Origin of the sequence: Bradyrhizobium barranii subsp. barranii, from assembly GCF_017565645.3 — a bacterium.
Taxonomy (GTDB): domain Bacteria; phylum Pseudomonadota; class Alphaproteobacteria; order Rhizobiales; family Xanthobacteraceae; genus Bradyrhizobium; species Bradyrhizobium barranii.
Window position 1 is genome coordinate 4,902,698 of sequence record NZ_CP086136.1, and the last position, 23,627, is coordinate 4,926,324.

Here is a 23,627-nt window from a genome sequence, read left to right on the forward strand (position 1 = left end):
CGCCCATGACCACGAACGCGGTCTCGACCGATACGGGGTTGGACGCGCTGCTCACCCTGCTGCATTTGCAGGGTGTTGCGGCCGACCGCGACCAGCTCAGGCACCGGACCGGAACGGCTATCTTTGGCGCAGCGGAGATCATCCGCTGCGCCAAATCTCTCGGCCTCAAGGCACGAACCTATCGAACGCAGTGGAGTCGTCTATCGGGCAGCCCGCTGCCGGCGATCGCGATACTGCGCGACGGCAGCTTCATGGTCATCGCGAAAGCCTCCGCCGACAAGGTGCTGGTGCAATCGCCGCAGGCCCAGCGCCCGGTGCTGATGGAGCGCGACGAGCTGTGCGCGATCTGGGACGGCGGATTGATTCTGATGGCCCGGCGCGCCGGGCTCTCCGACCTCGGGCGCCATTTCGACATCACCTGGTTCATCGGCGCGATCGGCAAGTACCGGCGGCTGTTCGGCGAGGTGCTGGCCGCCTCGTTCTTCCTCCAGCTCTTTGCGTTGGTCTCGCCGCTGTTCTTCAGGTCGTGATCGACAAGGTGCTGGTCCACCGCTCGCTGTCCACGCTCGACGTGCTCGTCATCGGTCTCGTCGTCGTCTCGCTGTTCGACACGGTGCTGGGTATCCTGCGCAATTATCTGTTTGCGCATACGACCAACCGCATCGACGTGGAGCTGGGGGCGCGGCTGTTCCACCACCTTCTGGCATTGCCGATGGCCTGGTTTCAGGCGCGGCGCGTCGGTGATTCCGTGGCGCGGGTTCGCGAACTCGAGAACATCCGCAACTTCATCACCAGCTCGTCGCTGACGCTGCTCATCGACCTGTTCTTCACCTCGGTATTCCTGGCGGTGATGTTCGCCTATTCGCCGTTGATGAGCTGCATCGTGCTGGCATCGTTCCCGTTCTACATCGCGATCTCGGCGGTGGCGACGCCGCTGTTTCGCCGCAGGCTGGACGAGAAATTCCGCCGCGGTGCCGAGAACCAGGCTTTTCTGGTCGAGAGCGTCAGCGGCATCGAGACATTGAAGGCGATGGCGGTCGAGCCGCAGATGCAGCGCCGGTGGGAAGAGCAGCTGGCCGGCTATGTCTCGGCGAGCTTCGGTGTCACCAGCCTCGGCAACACCGCAAGCCAGCTCGTGCAGTTCGTCAGCAAGGTCGTGACCGCCGCCATTCTCTATGTCGGCGCGCGCCTCGTGATCGGCGACGCATTGACCGTCGGCGAGCTCGTAGCCTTCAACATTTTTGCGGGGCGCGTTTCGGCGCCCGTGCTGCGGCTGGCCCAGGTCTGGCAGGATTTTCATCAGGCGCGGCTCTCGATCGCGCGGCTTGGCGACATCCTCAACAGCGCGGCAGAGCCGGCTTATTCGGCGGCGCGTGCGGGGCTGCCGCCGATCCGGGGCAATATCCGGTTCGAGCACGTGTCGTTCCGCTACCGGCTCGATGGGCCGGAAATCCTGCATGACGTCTCGTTCGATGTTCCGGCCGGGCAAACCGTCGGCATCGTCGGATCGTCGGGCTCGGGCAAGAGCACGTTCGCCAAGCTGGTGCAGCGGCTCTACGTTCCGCAAGGCGGCCGCGTGCTGATCGACGGAATGGATCTTGTGATGACCGATCCGGCCTGGCTCCGCCGTCAGATCGGCGTGGTGCTCCAGGACAACATGCTGTTCAACCGCTCGGTGCGCGACAACATCGCGCTGGCCGATCCGACCCTGCTGATGGACCGCGTCATGGACGCAGCAAAACTTGCGGGCGCGCATGATTTCATTCTGGAGCTTCCCGAAGGCTACGACACGGTCGTCGGCGAGCGCGGCTCGACGCTCTCGGGCGGGCAGCGCCAGCGCATCGCGATCGCCCGCGCATTGGTGACCAATCCCCGCATCCTGATCTTCGATGAAGCGACCAGCGCGCTCGACTATGAAAGCGAGCGGATCATCCATGAGAACATGAAGGAGATCGCGAGGGGCCGCACCGTTCTGATCATCGCGCATCGGCTGTCCACCGTTCGCGGCGCCGATCGCATCTTCACGCTGGAGCGCGGCCGTCTGGTCGAGGACGGCACGCATGACGCGTTGATCAAGACCGGTGGCCGATACGCGGCCCTGCATCGTCTCCAGGGAGGGATCTATGAGGTCGGCTAGCGCGGCGCCGGCCCCGCGGCCGGAGCAGACCGTCGTTCCCTTCCGGAAAGCGAAGGGGCGGCGCACGGAAGAGATCGCTTTCCTGCCCGCGGCGCTGGAGATTGCCGAGGCACCACCGTCACCGATCGGCCGGGCCATCGCGATCGCCCTGATGCTCCTTGTCTGCGCGGCACTCGCGTGGTCGGCATGGGGCACGATCGATATCGTGGCGTCCGCAACCGGGAAGGTGGTGTCGAGCGGGCGAAGCAAGGTGGTCCAGCCGTTCGAGACCGGGGTGGTGCGCGCCATCCACGTGCAGGACGGGCAGGCGGTCAAATCGGGCGACGTGCTGATCGAACTCGATCCGACCGTGAATGCCGCGGAGCGCGATCACCTGCACGACGATCTCATGGCCGAACGGCTCAATATGGCGCGTCTCCGCGCCGCACTGGCAAGCGGCGAAGATGCCTCCACCGATCTCGTCCCGCCTGCGGATGCCGATCCCTCGCTGGTCGCGACACAGCGGCAGCTTCTTGCCAATCAGGTCAGCGAGCATCGCGCCAAATTAGCGTCGCTTGCGCGCCAGCAGGCGCAGAAGGAGGCCGAGCATCAGACCATTGCGGCGACGATCCACAAGCTGGATGCGTTGCTCCCCGTCACCCAGCAGCGCGTCGATATCCGCAAGATTCTGATGGAGAAGGAAATCGGCTCGAAGCTGACCTATTACGAGACCCTTCAGCTCCAGATCGAGCAGCAGGAGGAGCTTCGCGTCCAGAGCAGCCATCTGAAGGAAGCCGAGGCAGCCGTCGCCGCGATCCGGGAGACCCGCACCCAGGCCGTGGCGGAGTATCGCAAGAGCCTGTCCGACGAACTCGCCAAGAGCGAGCAGAAAGCCAACGGCGTCGCGCGCGATCTGATCAAGGCGCAGCAGCGCACCCAGCTCCAGCGGCTGACCTCGCCGGTCGACGGCGTGGTGCAGCAGCTTGCGGTCCACACCGTGGGCGGTGTGGTCACGCCCGCGCAATCGCTGCTCGTGATCGTGCCGTCAGATACGCGGCTCGAGGTCGAGGCGATGATCTCCAACCGCGACATCGGCTTCGTCGAGGCCGGACAGGATGCCGCCGTCAAGATCGACACCTTCAACTTCACCCGCTACGGCCTGCTGGAGGGGCGGGTGCTGAGCGTCTCGCAGGACGCCATCATCCGCGATCGTCCGCCGGGGAGCGACCGCGCGCTCGGGACGCAGCGCGACAGCAGCGAGCCCAACGGCCAGGAGCTGAGCTACAGCGCACGCATCTCGCTCGATCGCACGCAAATGCAGGTGGACGATCGCCTCGTCAGCCTGTCACCGGGAATGGCCGTGACAGTGGAGATCAGGACCGGCTCGCGCACCATTTTGAGCTACCTGTTATCGCCATTGCAGCGCTACCGGCACGAGATCATGCGGGAACGCTGATGTTTGCTGATTAAGCCAGGCGTTTCAACGGCTTGGGTGGTCTCACCGACGCGCCGGCCGCACCAGCCCCGCTACTGTGCATGGGGTTGTTTTTCAGATTTTGAGTCTAGCCCGCTGCCTCGTCGAACTGCGTGCTCGCCTCCAGCCACTGTTCCTCCGCACGCGCCAGCGCGTCGGCGGCGTTGGCGCGGGCCTTCGACAGTTGCGCGGCCTGCTTGGGATCCCTGGTGAAGATGTCGGGCAGGGCGAGTGCGGTGTCGATCTTGGTGATGATCTCGCTGACGCGGGCGATCTCGCTCTCGGCTTCCGCGATGCGCTTCTTCAGCGAGCCGCGATTGTCCGATCTCGGGCGCTGCGGCTTCTCGCTCGCGGCGCTACGCTCGCGCGGGGCGGGCTCGCCGTTGCGCGCCGACAGCACCAGGCGGCGGTACTCGTCGAGGTCGCCGTCGTAATTGGTCACGGTCCGGTCGGCGACGATCCAGAGTTGGTCGGCGCAGGACTCAATCAGATAGCGGTCGTGCGAAACCATGATGACGGCGCCGGGGAATTCGTTGATCGCCTCCGCAAGCGCAGCGCGGCTGTCGATGTCGAGATGGTTGGTCGGCTCGTCGAGGATGATCATGTTCGGGCCGAAGAAGGTCGCAAGGCCCAGCAGGAGCCGCGCCTTCTCGCCGCCCGAGAGCTTTGCGACCTTGGTATCGGCCGCCTTGCCGGAGAATCCGATGGCGCCGGCGCGTGCGCGCACCTTGGCCTCGGGCGCTTCACCCATAAGCTTGCGGACGTGGTCGTAGGTCGAGGCATCCTCGTTCAATTCGTCGAGCTGGTGCTGGGCGAAATAGGCAATCGAGAGCTTGTCGGCACGCGTCACCTTGCCCGAGAACGGTGCGAGGCGGCCCGCGAGCAGTTTCACCAGCGTCGACTTGCCGTTGCCGTTGGAACCAAGGAGCGCGATGCGGTCGTCATTGTCGACGCGCAAGGTGACGCGGTTAAGCACGGGCGTGTTCGGATCGTAGCCGACCACGACGTTGTCGGCGGCGATGATCGGCGGCGACAGGATTTTCTCCGGCGCGGGAAAGTTGATTTCGCGCACATCCTGGGTGACCAGCGCCGTGATCGGCTTCAGCCGCTCCAGCATCTTCACGCGGGACTGCGCCTGGCGCGCTTTCGAGGCCTTGGCCTTGAAGCGGTCGACGAAGGCCTGCAGACGGGCGCGTTCGGCTTCCTGGCGCTTGACCGCTTTGGCATCGAGCAGCTCGCGCATGGCCCGTTGCTCCTCGAAGGAGGAATAGGTGCCTTTGTAGAGCGTGAGCTTGCCGCGCTCCAGATGCAGGATCTGGTCGACCGAGCTTTCCAGGAGGTCGCGGTCATGGCTGATCACGATCACCGTGCGCGGATAATGCGCAAGGTGATCCTCGAGCCACAGCGTGCCTTCGAGGTCGAGATAGTTGGTGGGCTCGTCGAGCAGCAGGAGGTCAGGGGCGGCGAACAGCGTGGCGGCGAGCGCGACGCGCATGCGCCAGCCGCCGGAGAATTCGGCGCAAGGGCGGAGCTGGTCGGTGGCGGAGAAGCCTAGGCCGGAGAGGATCGCGGCCGCACGGCTCGGCGCCGAATGGGCGTCGATATCGACGAGGCGGGTCTGGATCTCGGCGATCCGGTGCGGGTCGGTCGCGCTCTCCGCTTCGTGAAGCAGCGCGTCGCGTTCGAGGTCGGCCTTGAGCACGACGGAGATCAGGCTTTCGGGGCCGTTCGGGGCCTCCTGCGCGAGGCTGCCGACGCGCCAGCGTGGCGGCAGGGTGACCGTGCCGTGCTCGGCCGCCAGCTCGCCGCGGATCACCTTGAACAGGGTCGACTTGCCGGTGCCGTTGCGCCCGACCATGCCGACGCGCGCGCCGGGCGTGATCTGCACGGAACTCTGGTCAATCAGAAGGCGTCCGGCAAGGCGGATGGAGAGGTCGGTGATAGCAAGCATGCGGCCTTGTCACCGCAAGGCGCGTCGAACGCAACCCGTTTTTGCGTGAGCCTCACGTCAGTGCGAATCGCGGTCGCGCTGCTTCAACTCGTCGAGGAGCTGTTTGAGATGCGTCGGGAGCCGTGGTTCGGGGCGCAGGCTCTGCTGAAGCCGTTCGGCCACCGCATCGCAAATCGAGCGGCTGGTGCGCCGGTCGATCTGTTCGCTGTCATTGGCAAAAAGGCCAGCCATTGTGGGGTTCCGTGTTCTCAAAGTGATGACACGGTACCAAGTCCTTGGCCCCCCAAATGGTTTCGCCGCTCGCGGAGATTGCCCGGCCCTCTAGTAAAAATTGCATGAAGCCGGGCAAAGGCCGCCCAAATACAAAGCCCCGGCGCAGGGGAACGCCGGGGCTTCGCTTGGAAGGTACCTGGGGGGCCTAGGTACCTCAGGAAGGTGCTGTCGGGCTCAGTAGCAGCGGTTGATCAGCCGCCAGCGGGGTCCCCAGGGGGTCGGGACCAGCCGGCGCACGTAGCAGCCGCCATAACCGTAGGAGACGGGGCCGCCGGCATAGAAGCGCGGTCCACCCCAGCCGTGATGCCAGCCGCCGCCGCCGTGCCAGCCCCAGCCGCCATGCCAGTGAGCGGAGGCGGAGGTCGGCGCCAGCGCGGCACCCAGCGCAACCGCGGCGACGGCGGCAAGCGAAAGTTTCCTCAACATGGTGATCTCCTAAGACTGCCGGCGCGGGGCTATCGCGTCGATGGAAAGGCCGCCGAAACGGTCTGCCTGATGATCGGGCTTTCGGTTTCGATAGGCCCGACCTTACGCCGGCGAAGCTGAACCAAGCCCTGAACGGAGCCTTCAGATTGGGTTCATCTGGGTGAAATCTCGGTAATCCATGACTAGATCCGGCGGGGCAGCCTGCGGCGAAGCGTCCGGGGGCGGTTTTGGCGGTCGCTTGCCGTCCGGCAAAGGCGCCGATATAAGCCCGGCAACTCCGAACCACCGCTTTCTTCTCAAGGACAAGATTATGGCCATCGAACGCACTTTCTCGATCATCAAGCCCGATGCGACCGCGCGTAACCTGACCGGTGCGGTCAACGCCGTGATCGAGAAGGCGGGCCTGCGCATCGTCGCGCAGAAGCGCATCCGCATGACCAAGGAACAGGCCGAGACCTTCTATGCCGTGCACAAGGCGCGCCCGTTCTTCGGCGAGCTCGTCGAGTTCATGACCTCGGGCCCCGTGGTGGTCCAGGTGCTGGAAGCCGAGGGCGCCATTGCCAAGTACCGCGACGCGATGGGTGCGACCGATCCGTCCAAGGCCGCCGACGGCACCATCCGCAAGCTCTACGCAAAGTCGATCGGCGAGAATTCCGCTCACGGCTCGGATGCGCCGGAGACCGCCGCGATCGAAATCGCGCAGTTCTTCTCGGGCAACGAGATCGTCGGCTGATCAGCCGATAGGTTAATATCGACGGGGCGAAAGGACGTATTGTGAACTGGCTCTGGCAGGTCTTCGATCCCGCTACGATCGGGGCATTCTTCACCCAGTTTCGCAACGAGATGGCCGAACCGACCTTCTGGATTGCGGTCGGCAAGATCATCTGGATCAACATCCTGCTCTCCGGCGACAACGCGCTGGTGATTGCGCTCGCCTGCCGCGGACTCAAGCCGCGGCACCGGCTGTGGGGCATGATCTTCGGCGCCGGCGCAGCAGTGCTGCTGCGGATCATCTTCACCGGCATCGTCGCGAGCTTGATGGAGCTGCCGTATCTCAAGCTCGTCGGCGGTCTCGCGCTGATCGTGATCGCGGCGAAGCTCCTGGTGCCGGAGAACGAGGACGAGGAGGGCGTCGAGTCCGCCTCGCATCTGTGGCAGGCGGTGCAGATCGTCGTCGTCGCCGACATCGTCATGAGTCTCGACAACGTCATTGCGGTGGCCGCCGCCGCCAATGGCAGCGTGCCGCTGCTGATCCTCGGCCTTGCCATCAGCGTGCCGCTGATCGTCGCCGGTGCGGCCCTGATCATGGCGCTGCTCGCAAAGCTGCCGGTCCTGGTCTGGGCGGGTGCAGCACTGCTCGGCTGGATCTCGGGCGAGGTGATCGCGACCGATCCCGGCATCGCGCCGAAGCTGCACACGCTGTTCGACGGCCCGCTCGGTGCCTCGCTGGACAGCATGCTCGGCGCACTTCGCATCCCGCCCCAATTCGCCCATGGCGGCGGAGGCGGCGAATATCTCTGCGCCGCTCTCGGCGTCGTCGTCGTGCTGGTCGTCGGCAGCATCTGGCGCCGGCGTAGCCTGAGCGCGGCCGCGCTGGAGTCCTCAGAGCGCCACGCCAAGGCCTCGGCGGAGTAATCTCTACGGCATGATCTGGTTTTGCTTGCCTCTTCCCGGCGGGGAGAGGTGTTGCGCGCGATCATTCCGACAGACGTTGCGACAGCAGCCGTCCCCACTGAACCGGTCATCATAGCTCCGCACGCTGGCGCGCATTGCCGCCCCATGGCGGACTCGCGCGTCAGGCGGTCACGCACAGTGCGGTCCGGCACTTCGTGAGTGACCCACAGCGCTCTCAACCTCTGCGCGATTTAGACTTTGACTTATTATAAACTACTGAAAATAAAGGCGTTTTTATTGACTTGGCGGCTCATGCCGCGGCACGTCGCTCCGGTATTTATTCCTGTCAAACCGGAAGCTGTTGAGAGATGTCTTCGAGAGCCACCTGCCGCCCTGTTGCTATTCTTGCCGCTACCGTCAAATCACATCCGAAGTTCTCCAGACCGACGGCCTTCGCGGCCTCTCTGGTCTCCATCGCCTTGTTCGGCGACGGCTTCCTTCACCGCACCAGCGCGCAAGGCGCTGCGCCGGAGACGGCGACAGCCGTGCCGGCGGTGACCGTCACCGCCGACGTGCCGAAGCAGCGTGCACGCCCGCGTTTGAACCCAAGTCGAAGGGCGGGCCGTCAAAGCGCGCCCGCGAATGAGCGGGCCAGGATGCAGGCGGAAGCGAAGCCCGCTGCCGCAAGGCCCGGCGCACTCCCGCCCCCCTACTCAGGCGGGCAGGTCGCCCGCGGAGGCCAGATCGGCTTGCTGGGCAACAGGGATTTCATGGACACGCCGTTCAACGTCACCAGTTACACGGCGAAGAAGATCGAAGATCAACAGGCCAGCACGATAGCCGACGTCGTCAGCAACGACCCTTCGGTCCGTTTCACCGGTCAGACCGGCGGCATTCTCGACTCCTTCTTCATCCGCGGCTTTCCGATCGGCGAGGGGAATGTCGGAGAAATTGCCTTCAACGGTGTCTACGGTGTTGCACCGAACTACCGTGTCTTCACCGACTACGTCGAACGGATCGAGATCATCAAGGGCCCGACCGCGCTACTTTACGGGATGGCCCCGAACAGCAGCGTCGGGGGCACCATCAATATCGTCCCGAAGCGTGCCTCTGATGTCGATCTCACACGGGTTACGACCGACTACGCGACGAACAGCCAGTTCGGCACGCATCTCGACGTCAGCCGACGGTTCGGCGAGAGCCGCGAATTCGGAATTCGCGTCAATGGCAGCTATCACAATGGTGATACGCCGCTGGACAACCAGAACCGGGAGGCGCATGTCGGCGCCGCCGCATTCGATTATCGCGGTGAGAAATTCAGAGCATCGCTCGACTTCATCGATCAGGAAGAAAAGTTCGAGGCGCCCACGAGACCGTTTCTGGTCGCAACAGGCGTAGCTGTCCCGACCGCGCCGGTCGGGAGGCGCAATGTCACGCAGGCCTGGGAATGGGCCAAGGTTCATGACAACTCGCTGCTGGCGCGCGCCGAATACGATGTGACGGATTCCGTGACGGTGTTCGCCGACGGCGGTGGCGGCAGGACCCAGGTCGATCGCTTGTTCGGCACGCCGACGATCCTGAACGCGGCCGGCAACACCACGTCGACACCGGGACGCTTCAAATTCGATATCGACAGGAATGTCGCCGACGCCGGTGTGCGCGCCCGGTTTGAAACCGGCGCGATCAGTCACACCGTGAGTTTCCAGGGCAGCTACTACACGGATCAGATCTCACGGGGCTCTGTGTCCGGGACGCCGGTTCTGTCCAACATCTATGCGCCGATCGCCCGTCCTGAGCAGCTCGTTGCTGCTCCCGCGACTGTTCCGAAGCTTTCGGATACCGAATTGACCGGCCTGGCGCTGGCTGACACTTTGTCGGTTTTTCAGGAGCGCCTTCAGCTGACCGTCGGCGTGCGCCAGCAGGGGGTGAAGTCCAACAACTTCAATACCACCACGGGAGCGGTCACGTCCTCCTATGACCAGACGGCGCTCACGCCGATGGTCGGCCTCGTCGTCAAGCCCTGGAGCAACGTTTCGCTCTACACCAACTACATCGAAGGGCTCAGCAAGGGCGACGTCGCACCGGCGACCGCGAGCAATCAGGGGGAAGTTCTTGCGCCTTACTTCAGCAAGCAGCACGAGGCAGGCGTCAAGGTCGACTTCGGAATGCTGGCCACCACGATCAGCGTGTTCCAGATCACCAAGCCGTCGGGACAATTGGGTGTCGACAAGATCTTCCGGGCCGACGCCGAACAGCGCAATCGCGGCCTGGAGTTCACCGTATTCGGAGAGGTGCAGCCGGGCATACGAGTCCTTGGCGGCGTGACGTTGATCGATGTAGAGCTGACAAAGACAAGCACGCCAACCAATCTCGGCAAGACGCCGATCGGTGTGCCTCAGGTGCAGGCAAACCTGTCCGCTGAATGGGACACGCCGTTCGCACCCGGACTGACGTTGGTCGCAAACACCATCTATACGGGACACCAGTATCTGGATGCGGCGAACACGCAGGTCGTTCCGGCCTGGACGAGGCTCGACCTGGGTGCCCGCTACAACACGCGGATCAACAACCGGCCGGTGACGCTGCGGGCCCTGGTTCAGAACGTGTTCGATACCAATTACTGGGGTGGCGTGGCGAGCTTCTCCGCATTGTCGCAAGGTGTCCCGCGAACCCTGCTATTGTCGATGTCGACGGATTTCTGAGGCAGGTCGGCTTTGACGCGTGCAACGGCGATGTTGCCGGCCCCGAACCTCACCGGACGCGCACGGCGCGGGCTTCTGTGGGCTCATCGATGGCTCGGATTGCTCGGCGGCATCGTCGTGGTGCTGATCGGCCTCACGGGTAGCTTCATCGTCTTCTATCGGGAAATCGACGCCGCCCTGAACCCGGCGCTTTACACTCCCGCAGGTCGGGAACGAGAGGCTACGTTGAGCGAGGTGATGCGCGCGGCCGCGGCAGCGGATCCCGCGCCGATTGCCACGATCCTCGCGCCGGATCGGACCTGGCCGGTCTGGGTCGTGATACATGCGCATGAAACTGCGAAAGGCAGTTACCCGAATCGTTGGACGACCATGGTCGATCCTTCGAACGGGAAGGTGCTCGGGCGGCGTGACTACATCAACGCGTTCTCCCTCAAGGTTTACCGTCTGCACTACACGCTGCTGCTCTACGAGTGGTGGGGCAGGGAGCTGGTCGGCGTTGCCGGGTTCATGCTGCTCGGCCTGGCCATGTCGGGCCTCATCTTGTGGTGGCCGAGGCCGGGTCGATTCTGGCGATCGGTGTCGGTCCGGAAGGACGTTTCGCTGCTTCGATTTGTTTTCGACGTCCACGGCACGGCCGGCTTTTGGGCGCTGCTCGCGCTCACAGTGATCTCGATGACCGGCGTCGGGATCATTTTTCCCGACGTGGTGCGTCCCATCGTCGGCCTTGTGTCGCAACCGACGGCCGATCCCTCGCCGCGGATCGAAGCGCCGCCCCCCACGGGGACACCGCCGCTATCACCTGATGCGATCATGCGGAACGCGCAAGCGGCCAAGCCGGGCCTGGCGGTTGCCATGCTGAACCCGCCAACCGAAACGCGCAACACGTGGCGCGTGCAGTTCCGGGACGAGGGCGCTGATCCCGCGGTACGTGCCCGGGGAGCGATCTGGCTCGATCCATGGAGTGGCGCAGTGGTGCACGATCGCACTTCGGCCGCGATGTCGATGGGGGATCGCTATCTGGCCGAACAGCTCTGGATCCATAACGGCGCGACGTTCGGGCTGATCGGGCGCCTGTTCGTGTTCGCAACCGGCTTCGCACCTCTCGCCCTGTTCATCAGCGGCGGGATCATGTGGCTCAAGAAGCGTCCAGGGAGGATCAGGACCGGCCGGCGAGTCTAGCGCCGCACGATCGAGCCGGAGCGGCCGATCAGGCGGGCGAGGGCGCGGAAGCGGCTGCCGACGCGGTCGGCGACAAGGTCGACGAGCCGGTGCTCGAACACCAGCATCAGATTGCGGCCCTGGCTGCGGAAATGCGTGGCCGGCAGCACACCCGGGCGTGCTGCCGAGATCAGATGGGCGACGCGGAACGCCGCGCCCAGCAGACGGGCGCGTTCGAGCTGGGCCGGTGTCAGCAGCTCCTGCATGGTCACCGGCGGCTGGTTCTCCTCACTCAGGCCCGCATAGCGGTAGAACACGGACAGGCCGACGAAGGCGCGCTCGGTGTGGGTGATTGCGCCGAAATTGCCGTTGACGACGAGGCTCAGCGTCTGCTCGCCGCGATGGTCGGGATGCACGCGCCAGCCGATGTCGGAGAGCAGGCACGCGGTGTGGCGCAAGCGGCGGTCCTCCTCGGTCTCGCGCAGCTTCACCACGCGCGCGAGGCGGTCGGTCCAGGCGATCAGCTCGCGGGCGTGCTTTGCGGAACGCGACAGCAGCTGATTGAGCTCTTCCGCGGCGCAGATCAGCCCGTCCTTGTTGCGCTCGGATTCCGACAGCTTCTCGTGCAAGAGGCCCTCGCGCACGCCGAAGGTCGAGAACACGATGGACTTGGGTTTCGCCACGCGGATGATGTGCTCGAGCACCAGCGCCGCATAGGTGAGGAGCGGGCGCCTGGCATCCGCGACGATCTCGATGTCGGCCAGCATATTGGCGGCCGCAAGCCGGCGGAGACGACGCGAAAAGTCCAGCGCTTCGGCTGCGGAAATGGAATAGCCGTGCATCACCTGGAGCGGATAGCCGCTCTGGATGATGTGGATGCGTGCGAGCGCGCGCCAGGTGCCGCCGACGGCGTAGAAGGTGCGGCCGCGGCCGGCGGTGAGCTGCGGCACCTCGTCGAGCTCCTCGCGCACGATGCGGTCGGCGCGCTTGAGCGATTTGTGCGCGAGGTCCTGGAGCGCGAGGCCACCGAGCGGCAACGTCACGCCGCTGCGCACGCTGTTCTTGCGCACGTCGATCAGCTCGAGCGAGCCGCCGCCGAGATCGCCGACAATGCCGTCGGGGTGATGGATGCCGGAGATCACGCCGAGCGCCGACAACCGCGCCTCGCGCGGGCCCGACAGGATCTCGATCTTCACGGCGCAGATGCGCTCGGCTTTCGCGATGAAGTCGGGGCCGTTGGAGGCGTCACGGCAGGCTGCGGTCGCAATCGCAAACACGCGACCGACCTGCATGACGCGGCACAGGGCCCGGAACCGCTTCAGCGAGGTCAGCGCCTTGTCGACGGCGTCGGGCGCAAGCAGGCCCGTGCTCTGCACCTCGCGCCCGAGGCCGCACAGCGTCTTCTCGTTGAAGATCGGAATGAGGCTCCGCGTCAGTCCCTCGTAGACGACGAGACGGACAGAGTTGGAACCGATATCGATGACCGCGACGCTCGAGCCGCGCTTACGCGGCCGCTTCACGTCCTCGATCCCGGATCAAGATTGATGACGTTCATTACGGCGCGTGAGACGGCGCGGCGAGGATTCCTTGAGCGACTTTCCACGGCCAGATAGACTCGGATTTGTCATGAAGTAGTTGTGGACGTTGAAAGGCTCCTCGCCCTTCGCGGTCTTCATACGCGTCGAGGACCCGTCCGGCAACAATTGCCAGCTCTGCTCATTGTCCTTCAGATTCGCGACCATGATCTGTTCGAGAACCTGCTGATGCACCGTGGGATTTTGCAGCGGACACAGCACCTCGACGCGGCGGTCGAGGTTGCGTGGCATCATGTCGGCCGAGGAGATATACACAGCCGCTTTCGCGCTCGGCAGGCCCTGGCCCATGCCGAAACAGTAGATTCGGCCGTGTTCCAGGAAGCGCCCGATGATCGACTTGACGCGGATGTTCTCCGACAGGCCTGGAATGCCGGGCCTGAGGCAGCAGATTCCGCGCACGACGAGCTCGAGCTGGACGCCGGCTTGCGAGGCCTCGTAGAGCGCGTCGATGATGTCGGGGTCGACCAGCGCATTCATCTTCATCCAGACCGCGCCGGGTCGGCCATGCCGCGCATGCGCGGTCTCGCCTTGGATGTGCTCGATGATGCGCTTGCGCAACGTCAGCGGCGACACCGCCATCTTTTCCAGATCGCTCGGCGCGGCATAACCGGTGATGAAGTTGAACACGCGCGCCGCGTCGCGGCCGATGGTCGGATCCGAGGTGAAGTAGGAGAGGTCGGTGTAGATACGTGCGGTGACGGGGTGATAATTGCCGGTGCCGGTGTGGACGTAAGTGGTGAGGCCGCCGCCCTCGCGGCGCACCACCATCGAGAGCTTCGCGTGCGTCTTCAGTTCGAGGAAGCCGTAGACGACCTGCACGCCGGCGCGTTCGAGGTCGCGCGCCCAGCGGATGTTGGCCTCCTCGTCGAAGCGCGCCTTCAATTCGATCAGCGCGGTGACGGACTTGCCGGCTTCGGCGGCTTCCGCCAGCGTGCGCACGATCGGCGAGTTGTTGGAGGTGCGGTACAGCGTCTGCTTGATCGCGACGACATCGGGATCGCGGGCGGCCTGCTGCAGGAACTGCACGACCACGTCGAAGGATTCGTAGGGATGATGGACGACGAGGTCCTTCTGCCGGATCGCGGCAAAGATGTCGCCGCCATGCTCGCGCACGCGCTCGGGATGGCGCGGTACGTAAGGGGTGAATTCGAGATCGGGCCGGTCGAGGCGGGTGAGCTGCGAGAGCTCGTTCATGGCGAGCACGCCGTCGACCAGGAAGACCTCGTCGTCGGCGGCCGACAGCGCATGCTGCACGAAGCTGCGCAGCTCCTCCGGCATCTTGCCGTCGATCTCGAGCCGGATCACCGACCCGCGGCGGCGGCGCTTCAGAGCGGTCTCGAACAGGCGAACGAGGTCTTCGGCCTCTTCCTCGATTTCGAGCTCGGAGTCGCGGATGATGCGGAAGGCGCCCTGGCCGTGGAGATTGTAGCCGGGGAACAGGCGGTTGATGAACAGCCCGGTCGCCTGCTCGAGCGAGATCAGCCGCACGACCTTGCCCTCGGCCGGCAGCCGGATGAAGCGGTCGATCTTGCCGGGCATACGAATTAGCGCGTTCATCTGCTTGCCGTCGGCGGCGCGCGTCAGCTGGAGCGCGATGGTGAAGCCGAGGCTCGGAATGAACGGGAAGGGGTGAGCCGGGTCGATCGCGAGCGGGGTCAACAGCGGAAACACGTTGTTGAGGAAGTAGTCCTCGATCCAGGTCCGTTCCGCCTTGGTGACGTCCTTGCCGTCGACCAGCACGATGCCGACGTCGGCCAGCGTGCCGCGCAGGTCGCGCCAGATCGCCTGCTGGTCGGAGGCAAGCTGCGAGACGGTGCGGTTGATCAGCGCGAGCTGCTCGGACGGCGTCAGGCCGTCGGGGCTGCGCTCGGCGATGCCCTCGCGGATCTGGGCCTTGATGCCAGCGACGCGGACCATGAAGAATTCGTCGAGGTTATTCGCTGAAATCGACAGGAATCGCACCCGCTCCAGCATGGGGTGGCTGGGATTGACCGCTTCCTCGAGGACGCGGCGGTTGAAATGCAGCCAGGAGAGCTCGCGATTGATGAAGCGCTCGGGACTTGAGGCAATCGCCGGCAGGCCCTCGGTCTCCGGGGCTTTTTCTTTAATTTCAACAGCTTGCGCAGAGTCCATCAGAAGTCGATCCATCCAGTTCGCCTCAATTTGCGACTTATGCGCAAAACCGGCGGGAGCATGTGTTAGTCCGATGACGTTTCGATGACATTGATGTTCCGCCGCTGCGCCGCGTCAAGCGGCCTTGGAGCCAGGGTGGAGGGGTCAGGCGTCCCGAAGCAGCTCGGCCGCCAGGGCCCGCGTGACGGGGCGACCGAGGCGCAGGGCCTCGCTGTCGAGCAGCTCAACGGCCTCCCGTGCGGCCGCCGAGGACCGCTCCAGGCGGGTGGCGAGGTAGCTGACCACGCTCTCATCCACGGTGAGCTGGCGGTCGGCGCAGAACTTGACGATCAGGCCGCGGAAAAGCTGGTCGTCGGGCGGCAGCAGCGAGATGACAGGCACCGCGCGCAGCCGCGAGCGCAGGTCGCGCAGCTCGATCTCGATCGACGCCGGTACCTCGCGGCCGGTGAAGAGCAGGTAGGCCCCATCCTCGCGGGCGAGGTTCATCAGATGAAACAGGGCCCGCTCGTCGAACTCTTTTGCCTTGAGATCCTCGACCACCAGCGCGCCGGTGGCGAGCGTGCCCGGGACGTTTTCGGCGGTCAGCCCATTGGCTGTGGTCGAGCGGGCGCCGGAAGCCTCGGCCCAGATCGCGGCGAGATGGCTCTTGCCGCTTCCTTCCGGGCCGGCCAGCCACATGATCCGGTTCGGCCATTCAGGCCAGGCATCGATGAGGGCAAGACCGGCTTCGTTGGCGGGGCCTTCGAGAAAATTGTCCCGGCTGAGGCTCTCCGCGTGCGGAAGCGAGAATGCCAATTGTCGGGGATGAACGCGGCCTGCCACGCTTGCTGTGCTCCGTGCCGGCGCGCCGGCTTCGTTTGAAGAGATTCGACGTCATCGAGCGGGAGTTGGCCTTTTGCGGGGCCGCATCCCGGTTCATTTGGCCTCGATCGTGCTACTTGGCTTCGATCGTACTCATGTGCCGCAGCCACTCGACGAGATAGAGCGACACGGACGAGAGCGTGAAGATCGTGACGAGGCCCATCAGGATCATATCATAGGGCGCCGGCTTGAAGCCGAAAGCGAGGGAGGCCAGCACCAGCGCCGCGTAGGCCACCTGGGCGGCGGTGTTGAGCTTCGACACCTTCGACGGCTTCATCTCGACCGGCTTGTCGAACAGCCAGGACACGATCACGGCGGCGACGATCATGATGTCGCGCGACACGACCAGGATCACGATCCAGCGCGGGATGTCGCCCCAGATCCCCAGCGCCAGATAGATCGAGACCAGCAGCGCCTTGTCCGCGAGCGGATCGAGCAGGGCGCCGAGCTCGCTCGTCATGTTGAAGCGCTTGGCGAGGAAGCCGTCGACCGCGTCGCTGACGCCGGCAATGAGGAAGACGGCGAACGCAACCTCCATTTGGCTCGACACGATGGCCCAGACGATGATTGGGACCAGCATGATGCGGCCCAGGGTAATGATATTCGGAATACTCACGCGGCGCTTCCTGGCACCCGGCCTGACCTCGAATCCGGCCCGATTGAAGGCTGAACCGGTTGATATCTACATAGTATAGGGCGGGGCGCCACGCTTGCCATTGCGCGTCCCCGGAATTCGACGTAACCAGCCGCAAACCCACTGGAAATCGGGCATGACCGACCGCAAAAACGGCCTCACTTACGCCGATTCAGGCGTCGATATCGACGCGGGCAACCGCCTGGTCGATCTGATCAAGCCGATGGTGCGCGCCACCGCGCGGCCCGGCGCCGACGCCGAGATCGGCGGATTCGGCGGCCTGTTCGACCTCAAGGCGGCCGGTTTCAAGGACCCCGTCCTGGTCGCCGCGACCGACGGCGTCGGCACCAAGGTCAAGATCGCGATCGAGACCGGCCTGCATGGCGGGATCGGCATCGACCTCGTCGCCATGAGCGTCAACGACCTCGTGGTGCAGGGCGCCGAGCCGTTGTTCTTCCTCGACTATTTCGCCTGCGGCAAGCTCGACCCGGAGGCGACCGCCTCGATCGTCGCCGGTGTCGCCGAAGGCTGCCGCGAATCCGGCTGCGCCCTGATCGGGGGCGAGACCGCCGAGATGCCCGGCCTCTACAAGGACGGCGACTACGACCTCGGCGGCTTTGCCGTCGGCGCCGCCGAGCGCGGTACCTTATTGCCGCGCAAGGACATCGCCGCGGGCGATGCCGTGATCGGCCTTGCCTCTTCTGGCGTGCACTCCAACGGCTTCTCGCTGGTGCGCAAGATCGTCGAGCAGTCCGGCCTCAGCTTCGAGGCGCCGGCCCCGTTCGCGCCGGTCATGACGCTCGGCGGCGCGCTTCTGACGCCGACGCGGCTCTACGTCAAATCCTGCCTGCGTGCGATCCGCGAGACCGGCGCGGTGAAGGGGCTTGCCCACATCACCGGCGGCGGTTTCACCGACAACATTCCACGCGTGCTGCCGAGCCATCTTGGCGTCGGCATCGATTTGGCGCGCCTGCCGGTGCTGCCGGTGTTCAAATGGCTGGCTGCTCAAGCCGGCATCGCCGAGCTCGAGATGCTGCGCACCTTCAACTGCGGCATCGGCATGATCGCAATCGTCGAGCCCGACAAGGTCGATCAGGTCGTGCAGGTCTTCAGCGATGCCGGTGAAACGGTGGCGCAGCTCGGTACCGTGATTCCGGCCGAGGGCGAGCACCGCGTCGTCTACAACGGCCACCTCGACCTGGCGCTGTGATGACTGGCGCTGTGATGAAGCGCCGCGTCGCCATCCTGATCTCCGGCCGCGGCTCCAACATGTCCGCGCTGATCAGGGCCGCTGCTGCGGCGGAGTTTCCAGCGGAAATCTCGCTCGTCATCTCCAACAAGGCCGACGCTCTCGGGCTCGAACGCGCAAAGGCGAGCGGCGTCAACACGCTGGTGATCGAAAGCAAGCCGTTCGGCAAGGACCGCGCCGGCTTCGAAAAGCTGCTGCAGGCCGCGCTCGACCAGCACGGCATCGAGCTGATCTGTCTCGGCGGCTTCATGCGCCTGTTCACGGCCGAGTTCACCAAGGCCTGGTATGGGCGGATGCTCAACATCCATCCGTCGCTGCTGCCGTCATTCCCTGGTTTGGACCCGCACGGTCAGGCTTTGCGCGCCGGCGTCAAACTGTCTGGCGCGACAGTGCACTTCGTGATCCCCGAGACCGATGCTGGCCCGATCGTGATGCAGGGTGCAGTCCCTGTTAGCGACCACGACACGGGCGCTACGCTGTCGGAGCGCATTCTCGAGGTGGAGCATCGCATCTATCCCGAAGCGCTGCGGTTGCTAGCGACCGGCAAGGTCCGGATCGAGGGCGATGTGTGCAGGACGGACGGAAGCGGGCCCTCGGAGAATTTCCTGGTATCGCCGGTGGTGCGCTGAAGCGCCGTCGCACCGTGTTTCGTCTTCGCAAACAAAATCCCCCGGCAGAGCCGGGGGCATCGTCATGATCTCTCGCGCGAGAGCTTTGAGAGAAATCAGGAGACCTTGAGGTTCTCCGCGGATGCTTTGCCGCGGTTCTCCACGAGGTCGTATTCAACCACCTGGTTCTCATTAAGGGTCGAGAGTCCGGCACGCTCGACGGCCGAGATATGGACGAACACGTCCTTATCGCTGCCGTTCGGCTTGATGAACCCATAGCCCTTGGTCGGGTTGAACCATTTGACGGTGCCCTTTTGCGGCATCGCTCATCTCCTCCACTAGATACAAAAAAGACGCGGCCGCAGTTTCGCGTGCCACGCCACAAACGGGCTTCCGGTAGTCTGTTCGAGTCTCAATGTCGCGAAACGCACAGCCGAGCGGCCAATTCCGATTGTGTCCAATATTGCAACATGAAATTCGCGCGTTAGCAAGCGGTGCACGGCTTTCAAGATCGCGGCGGGTGTCGCTGTCTGCTATTTGCGACCTGTGGCAAGGGAACCACAATCGAGGCAATAGCCCCGCTCCAGCGCGCCCAACCGGTTGACCCTGCGTGGCAGTTCGGCACAAATCGCCGCAAGCGCGCGCCGTTCGTGTTGCATTTTTGCGCTCCGCCACTTTGCTTTGGGATTAGTCGTCATGCGCTGCGCCTTGCAGCTCTCCGGGACACGGCAGACGGTCGGGCTGGGCCGTGTCCGCCGGATCGCGGCTGCGCTCGTCATGGCGCTTGGACTCGTCGTGATGATGTCGGGGACATCAGCCTTCGCGCAGAGTCCCACGCCCACGCCCACGCCGACCCCGACCCCGACCCCGACACCCACGGCGTCACCGACCCCCACGCCGACCGCGACCAATTACGACCAGTCGGCCGGCAACAGTGCGCTCTATCTTGGCTCCAATTTCCTGGAGCGGCTCGGCAACCAGGCCTCTGGCGGCGTCAACCGTGCATCGCGCAACAATCCCGGTGGGGGCGGCGCCTCGGCGAGCACGGAGGATCCGCTCTACCGCACCTGGTTCGAAGGCTATGGCATCTCGGTCCGGACCGACGCGCAAGGCGACTTCCTCGGCGACAAGCGCAAGACCTTTGGCGGCGTCGCCGGCTTCGGCGCGCGGGGCGCGCCGGGCGTCAATCTCGGCTTCTCCGTCGACCAGAGCCATACCGACATCGACGTGCCGCTGGCGCTCCAGTCGGCGACGCTCGACCTGACGCAAATCGGTTTCAACGGCTCGGTCGACAAGGGACCGTGGACCTGGGCATTCGCAGTGGTGCACGGTTTCGGCAAGGTCCGTTCCAGCAGGGACACCGGCGTTGGTCTTGCGACCGCGGGTTATCGTGCCGCGATCGACGGTGGCCTGACCGAGATCAGCTACTACTGGACCAAGGACCAGATGCGCGTCGTGCCCAAGGGCGCGCTCGAATATGTGCGCGCCACCAGCGCTGCGTTCCAGGAGGCCGGAGGGCTCGATCCATTGAACGTCGGCTCCACGGCACTCTCACGCGCACGCGTGATGATCGGCGCGGAGATCGGGCGCTACTTCATCTACGACCAGAAGATCCTGGACCTGTCGGCCTACGGCAAGTTCGTCGACAATTTCTACCAGAACCTGGGATCGGTGCAGGTCAGCCTGGGAACCCAGAGCATCGTCGTTCCCGGCATCGGGGAGAGCCGTTACGGCATGGATGCCGGCGCCTCGGCCTCGCTCAGCCTCACCAGCGTCGCGCGGCTCTACATCAACTATGACGGCAAGTTCCGCAACGAATTGACGTCACACCAGGGCACGGTCGGCTTCGAATACAGATGGTGAGGCGAAGCGCCCCCTGCGTCTAAGTCGGCGTTGCCGCGACATAACCCGTTAGCCCAAAGCCCTCGCGCGCGGCCGTCATCATTGGCACCAGTGCATTCGGATGGATGAACTCGTCGCGGAAGCAGGGATAGGTCTTGGCATCGAAGATCTTCTTCAGCCAGTCGACCACGATCTTGTGGCGCTCGGAGTTGCGGAATTCCTTGTGATAGGTGAGCCAGAGATCGGCGTGGTGGCTGACGCCGAGATCGACGGCGACGAGCGGTGCGCCGAGCGCGATCGACACGGTCGGCAGGAAGCCGATGCCGGCGCCGCGCTCCACGGCATAGAGCACGCCGACCGAGGAGTTGGTCTTGATCCCGACGATGCCCTCGAGCGACTTCAGTCCAAGCACGCGGGCGTAGGCGCCGTCGTCGACCTGCGGCGCGCTCTGCTTGATGATGCGGTGGTTCTTCAGCTCGGCGAGGGACGCCGGCACGCCGTAGAGGCTCTCGTATTCCCTGGAGACGAAGGGATAGATGTGCAGGCGGCCGAGCTTGGCGACGATCAGGTCGGGATTGGTCGGCGGCTCGAGCTGGATCGCGATGTCGGATTCAAGCCGGGCGACGTCGGCCTGCTCCATCGCGCAGCGCAGATCGACGGTGATCTTGCGATAGGTCTTCTGGAAATCGATCAGCCGCGGCAGGATCCAGAAATTGCCGGGGCCTTCCGTCACCGCGACGCGCACGGTGCCTGACGTGTCGCTCGACGATCGCGAAGCACGCCGGAAGACGTTGAAGGCATGACGCTCCATATGCGCGACGTCGGCGATCATCGCAGCGCCTTCATCGCTGAGCGTCAGTCCGCTCTGGTCGCGCAGGAACAGCTTGCAGTCGATGCTCTCTTCGAGCCGGTCGATCCTGCGCATCAGCGTGGTGGAGGTGAGGCCGAGTTCTTCGGCCGCGTTGCGGAAACTTTTATATTTTGCGCACGCTAAAAAGAGTTTCAAATCGTCCCAGGACGCGTCCAGGGCTTCTTCACGGTGCTGCATCAAAGCAGCACCCCGGTGCAATAACTGCTGCATACGCCAGATCCCCAACCGCTAAGGTCATCGTCATAGCGGGGCACTAAATCCTCGGACGATAGAGGGGTGACATGAGTATGGAAAGGGGCTCCTTTGCCGCAAGGCATGATTTCGATGCATTGCCGCTCAGTCCGGACGTCGATGTCCGATGTGCGCAATCTTCCGAAATTGCTGCGCTTTCTGAAATGGCGCACCGGCTGGTGCCGGGTGTGCAGATCGGAACGGCAGAGCTTGCGCGATATTTCACGTTCGATCCTCAGAGCATCCTGACATTCAGTCGCAAGGGCAATCTGGTCGGCGGCATGGCCTTCTTGTTCCTCAACGACCGCGGACACGATGCGCTGCTGCTCGACGAGATCTGCCTGACCGCACCCGAAACGCGCTATCTCGCTTCCGCGAAGGAAGACGTTGCAGCGATCTACATCTGGGCGATCGCGGCGACAGGCCGGGGTATCGCCGGTCTCGGCAAGGCCGCGGCTCATCTACGTCAGGTAAGGTTTCGCGGCGCGGATTGCTATGCGCAGCCGTCAACCGTGGCCGGACGCGACATCATGAAGGCGACGGGATTCGACCCCGTCCCGAGCTTCCAGCCCGATCTCTGGTGTTACGAGCGGCCCTGGCATCGGCAGCCGATGCGGATGCCGGGCGCGATCATCCAAACAAGGAGTTTTGCAGATGCACGGCACTAGGATTCCCCTCGCCAAGCCCGACTCCCGCGCCATCACCATTCGCCTCGCGCGCGATCCCAACGACCTCATGCTGGTCACCGCCATTCGCGCGGCGGTCTATCTCGCCGAGCAGGATTGTCCGTTCGACGAGGAGTTCGACGGCAACGACATGGTCGCAGCGCACTTCATCGGCTACGTCGGCAACGAGCCTGCGGGTTGCCTGCGGGTACGCTTCTTCGGGGATTTCGCCAAGGTGGAGCGGCTCGCGGTGCGTCATCAATATCGGCGCTCGCGCGTCTCGTTCAAGCTGGTTCAGGCGAGCGTCGACTATGTGAAGCGCAAGGGCTTTCGCAAGATCTACGGCCAGGCGCAGGACCGGCTGGTCGATTTCTGGGCTCATTTCGGCGCCAAGCCGCTCGGTCACAACCGCAAGATCACCTTCTCGGATTTCTCCTACACGGAGATGCTGCTGGAGATCGAGCCGGGGCCGGACGCCATCACGCTGGACAGCGATCCCTATGTGATCATCCGTCCCGAGGGCGATTGGGACCGGCCCGGCGTGCTCGACGCATCCGCGGGGCGGGCGGTGACCTCGCCGCTACGGGACCTCGCACTCGCCGATCACTGAAATTGGTGCAGCTCTGCGCAAGACAATGCTGGCTTCCATTACCGATGATCCGTCGATCCTGGTCTGTGCGGATCTCCAGGTCGAATATCTGACCCCCGGGCGTCGCCATGTCATCCTCGACGGCGAAGCCGCCACCGTGCGCTGCCTGGAGCTCCTGACACTGTGGCGCACCAATCTCTGGCCGGTGATGCATCTGAAGCGCATCGCCCAGGCGGCGTGGTTCAATCCGGCATCCAGGCTGACCGATTGGATCGCGGAGGCGAAGCCGCGGCCCGGCGAAATGACTTTCGAGCACCCGCTGCCGTCGGCCTACAGCTCTTCGCGGTTCGTGGACTACATGTCCAATATCCGCAATGTGCGCTGCATTCTGGTCGGCTTTTCCCTGGACGAAACCATCCTGGCCACCGCCGTCGACGGGTTTCACCGCAGCCATCGCTACCAGATCGTCACTGACGCCGTGGCCTGCCGGCAGCCGGGCACGGGCGATGCCGCCGTCTACAAACAGTCGGTGGTGAATGTGATCGGGAATTTTGCTACAGTCCATGCCAGCGCCGAACTGATCAGAACCAGCGGCGCCATCGCGGTCTAGGCGGCCGTGGTCGGCGGATGGATGG

The 23,627-nt window shown here is 64.5% G+C and carries 20 protein-coding genes and 1 pseudogene; 12 read left to right on the plus strand and 9 right to left on the minus strand.

Annotated features, from left to right (window positions below; all coding sequences use genetic code 11):
* The first annotated feature begins 5 nt into the window (after positions 1 to 5).
* A pseudogene (locus J4G43_RS23280) lies at positions 6 to 2,137 on the plus strand (type I secretion system permease/ATPase).
* The gene (locus tag J4G43_RS23285) at positions 2,124 to 3,572 is read left to right on the plus strand and encodes an HlyD family type I secretion periplasmic adaptor subunit (RefSeq protein WP_208086443.1); all 1,449 of its coding nucleotides are present in this window, start codon (positions 2,124 to 2,126) and stop codon (positions 3,570 to 3,572) included. The pseudogene J4G43_RS23280 and the gene J4G43_RS23285 overlap by 14 nt, the downstream one beginning before the upstream one ends.
* 106 nt (positions 3,573 to 3,678) lie before the next feature.
* On the opposite strand, the gene J4G43_RS23290 is transcribed toward J4G43_RS23285, so the two are convergent.
* The 3 genes from J4G43_RS23290 to J4G43_RS23300 form a co-directional block, all read right to left on the minus strand.
* Positions 3,679 to 5,541 carry an ABC-F family ATP-binding cassette domain-containing protein gene (locus J4G43_RS23290; protein ID WP_208086444.1) on the minus strand — a complete coding sequence of 621 codons (1,863 nt, stop codon included), beginning with the start codon at positions 5,539 to 5,541 and terminating at the stop codon, positions 3,679 to 3,681.
* Positions 5,542 to 5,598: 57 nt separating this feature from the next.
* Positions 5,599 to 5,772, minus strand: coding sequence for a hypothetical protein (locus J4G43_RS23295; protein WP_208086445.1), 174 nt, complete (start codon positions 5,770 to 5,772; stop codon positions 5,599 to 5,601).
* A gap of 216 nt (positions 5,773 to 5,988) precedes the next feature.
* On the minus strand, positions 5,989 to 6,240 hold the full coding sequence (locus J4G43_RS23300) for a sulfur globule protein precursor (protein WP_208086446.1): 252 nt from the start codon (positions 6,238 to 6,240) through the stop codon (positions 5,989 to 5,991).
* Between the two features lie 310 nt (positions 6,241 to 6,550).
* Here J4G43_RS23300 and ndk point away from each other — a divergent pair, with 310 nt between their 5' ends.
* From ndk to J4G43_RS23320, 4 genes are all read left to right on the plus strand, one after another.
* Positions 6,551 to 6,973: a nucleoside-diphosphate kinase gene (gene ndk / locus J4G43_RS23305; RefSeq protein ID WP_027535388.1), complete on the plus strand. Its 423-nt coding sequence runs from the start codon at positions 6,551 to 6,553 to the stop codon at positions 6,971 to 6,973.
* A 41-nt stretch (positions 6,974 to 7,014) separates the two neighbouring features.
* Positions 7,015 to 7,875 (plus strand): TerC family protein, encoded by an 861-nt coding sequence (locus tag J4G43_RS23310; protein ID WP_135215298.1) that lies wholly within the window; start codon positions 7,015 to 7,017, stop codon positions 7,873 to 7,875.
* A 635-nt stretch (positions 7,876 to 8,510) separates the two neighbouring features.
* The gene (locus J4G43_RS23315; RefSeq protein WP_208089392.1) at positions 8,511 to 10,556 is read left to right on the plus strand and encodes a TonB-dependent receptor; all 2,046 of its coding nucleotides are present in this window, start codon (positions 8,511 to 8,513) and stop codon (positions 10,554 to 10,556) included.
* A 99-nt stretch (positions 10,557 to 10,655) separates the two neighbouring features.
* Complete coding sequence (locus J4G43_RS23320) at positions 10,656 to 11,735, plus strand: PepSY-associated TM helix domain-containing protein (protein WP_249814818.1); 1,080 nt, start codon at positions 10,656 to 10,658, stop codon at positions 11,733 to 11,735.
* On the opposite strand, the gene ppx is transcribed toward J4G43_RS23320, so the two are convergent.
* The 4 genes from ppx to J4G43_RS23340 all read right to left on the minus strand — a co-directional run bounded on the left by ppx (position 11,732) and on the right by J4G43_RS23340 (position 16,919).
* Positions 11,732 to 13,234 (minus strand): exopolyphosphatase, encoded by a 1,503-nt coding sequence (gene ppx, locus J4G43_RS23325; RefSeq protein WP_208086448.1) that lies wholly within the window; start codon positions 13,232 to 13,234, stop codon positions 11,732 to 11,734. The genes J4G43_RS23320 and ppx overlap by 4 nt on opposite strands.
* Positions 13,235 to 13,249: 15 nt before the next feature.
* Positions 13,250 to 15,442, minus strand: coding sequence for an RNA degradosome polyphosphate kinase (locus tag J4G43_RS23330; protein WP_208089393.1), 2,193 nt, complete (start codon positions 15,440 to 15,442; stop codon positions 13,250 to 13,252).
* Between the two features lie 144 nt (positions 15,443 to 15,586).
* Positions 15,587 to 16,264, minus strand: a complete 678-nt coding sequence (locus J4G43_RS23335) for a P-loop NTPase family protein (protein WP_208086449.1) — start codon at positions 16,262 to 16,264, stop codon at positions 15,587 to 15,589.
* Positions 16,265 to 16,376: 112 nt separating this feature from the next.
* On the minus strand, positions 16,377 to 16,919 hold the full coding sequence (locus tag J4G43_RS23340) for a CDP-alcohol phosphatidyltransferase family protein (protein ID WP_208086450.1): 543 nt from the start codon (positions 16,917 to 16,919) through the stop codon (positions 16,377 to 16,379).
* Positions 16,920 to 17,073: 154 nt separating this feature from the next.
* Between J4G43_RS23340 and purM the strand changes: the two genes are divergently transcribed.
* Both purM and purN read left to right on the plus strand, forming a co-directional pair.
* Positions 17,074 to 18,147 carry a phosphoribosylformylglycinamidine cyclo-ligase gene (purM, locus tag J4G43_RS23345; RefSeq protein WP_085402875.1) on the plus strand — a complete coding sequence of 358 codons (1,074 nt, stop codon included), beginning with the start codon at positions 17,074 to 17,076 and terminating at the stop codon, positions 18,145 to 18,147.
* A 14-nt stretch (positions 18,148 to 18,161) separates the two neighbouring features.
* Positions 18,162 to 18,815, plus strand: coding sequence for a phosphoribosylglycinamide formyltransferase (gene purN, locus J4G43_RS23350; RefSeq protein ID WP_208089394.1), 654 nt, complete (start codon positions 18,162 to 18,164; stop codon positions 18,813 to 18,815).
* Between the two features lie 95 nt (positions 18,816 to 18,910).
* Here purN and J4G43_RS23355 read toward each other — a convergent pair whose 3' ends face one another.
* Positions 18,911 to 19,117 carry a cold-shock protein gene (locus J4G43_RS23355; protein WP_007591938.1) on the minus strand — a complete coding sequence of 69 codons (207 nt, stop codon included), beginning with the start codon at positions 19,115 to 19,117 and terminating at the stop codon, positions 18,911 to 18,913.
* Positions 19,118 to 19,490: 373 nt separating this feature from the next.
* Between J4G43_RS23355 and J4G43_RS23360 the strand changes: the two genes are divergently transcribed.
* Positions 19,491 to 20,657 carry an autotransporter outer membrane beta-barrel domain-containing protein gene (locus J4G43_RS23360; protein WP_208086451.1) on the plus strand — a complete coding sequence of 389 codons (1,167 nt, stop codon included), beginning with the start codon at positions 19,491 to 19,493 and terminating at the stop codon, positions 20,655 to 20,657.
* A gap of 19 nt (positions 20,658 to 20,676) precedes the next feature.
* Here J4G43_RS23360 and J4G43_RS23365 read toward each other — a convergent pair whose 3' ends face one another.
* Entirely contained in the window at positions 20,677 to 21,717 is a 1,041-nt protein-coding gene (locus tag J4G43_RS23365) for a LysR family transcriptional regulator (protein WP_208086452.1), read from the minus strand.
* A gap of 71 nt (positions 21,718 to 21,788) precedes the next feature.
* Here J4G43_RS23365 and J4G43_RS23370 point away from each other — a divergent pair, with 71 nt between their 5' ends.
* Genes J4G43_RS23370 through J4G43_RS23380 form a run of 3 tightly spaced genes read left to right on the plus strand, consistent with a single transcriptional unit; the run spans position 21,789 to position 23,602 of the window.
* Positions 21,789 to 22,406: a hypothetical protein gene (locus tag J4G43_RS23370; protein ID WP_208086453.1), complete on the plus strand. Its 618-nt coding sequence runs from the start codon at positions 21,789 to 21,791 to the stop codon at positions 22,404 to 22,406.
* Positions 22,393 to 23,013 carry a GNAT family N-acetyltransferase gene (locus J4G43_RS23375; protein WP_063983664.1) on the plus strand — a complete coding sequence of 207 codons (621 nt, stop codon included), beginning with the start codon at positions 22,393 to 22,395 and terminating at the stop codon, positions 23,011 to 23,013. Before J4G43_RS23370 ends, J4G43_RS23375 begins: the two co-directional genes overlap by 14 nt.
* 25 nt (positions 23,014 to 23,038) lie before the next feature.
* The gene (locus J4G43_RS23380) at positions 23,039 to 23,602 is read left to right on the plus strand and encodes an isochorismatase family protein (protein WP_208086454.1); all 564 of its coding nucleotides are present in this window, start codon (positions 23,039 to 23,041) and stop codon (positions 23,600 to 23,602) included.
* Positions 23,603 to 23,627 lie beyond the last annotated feature (25 nt).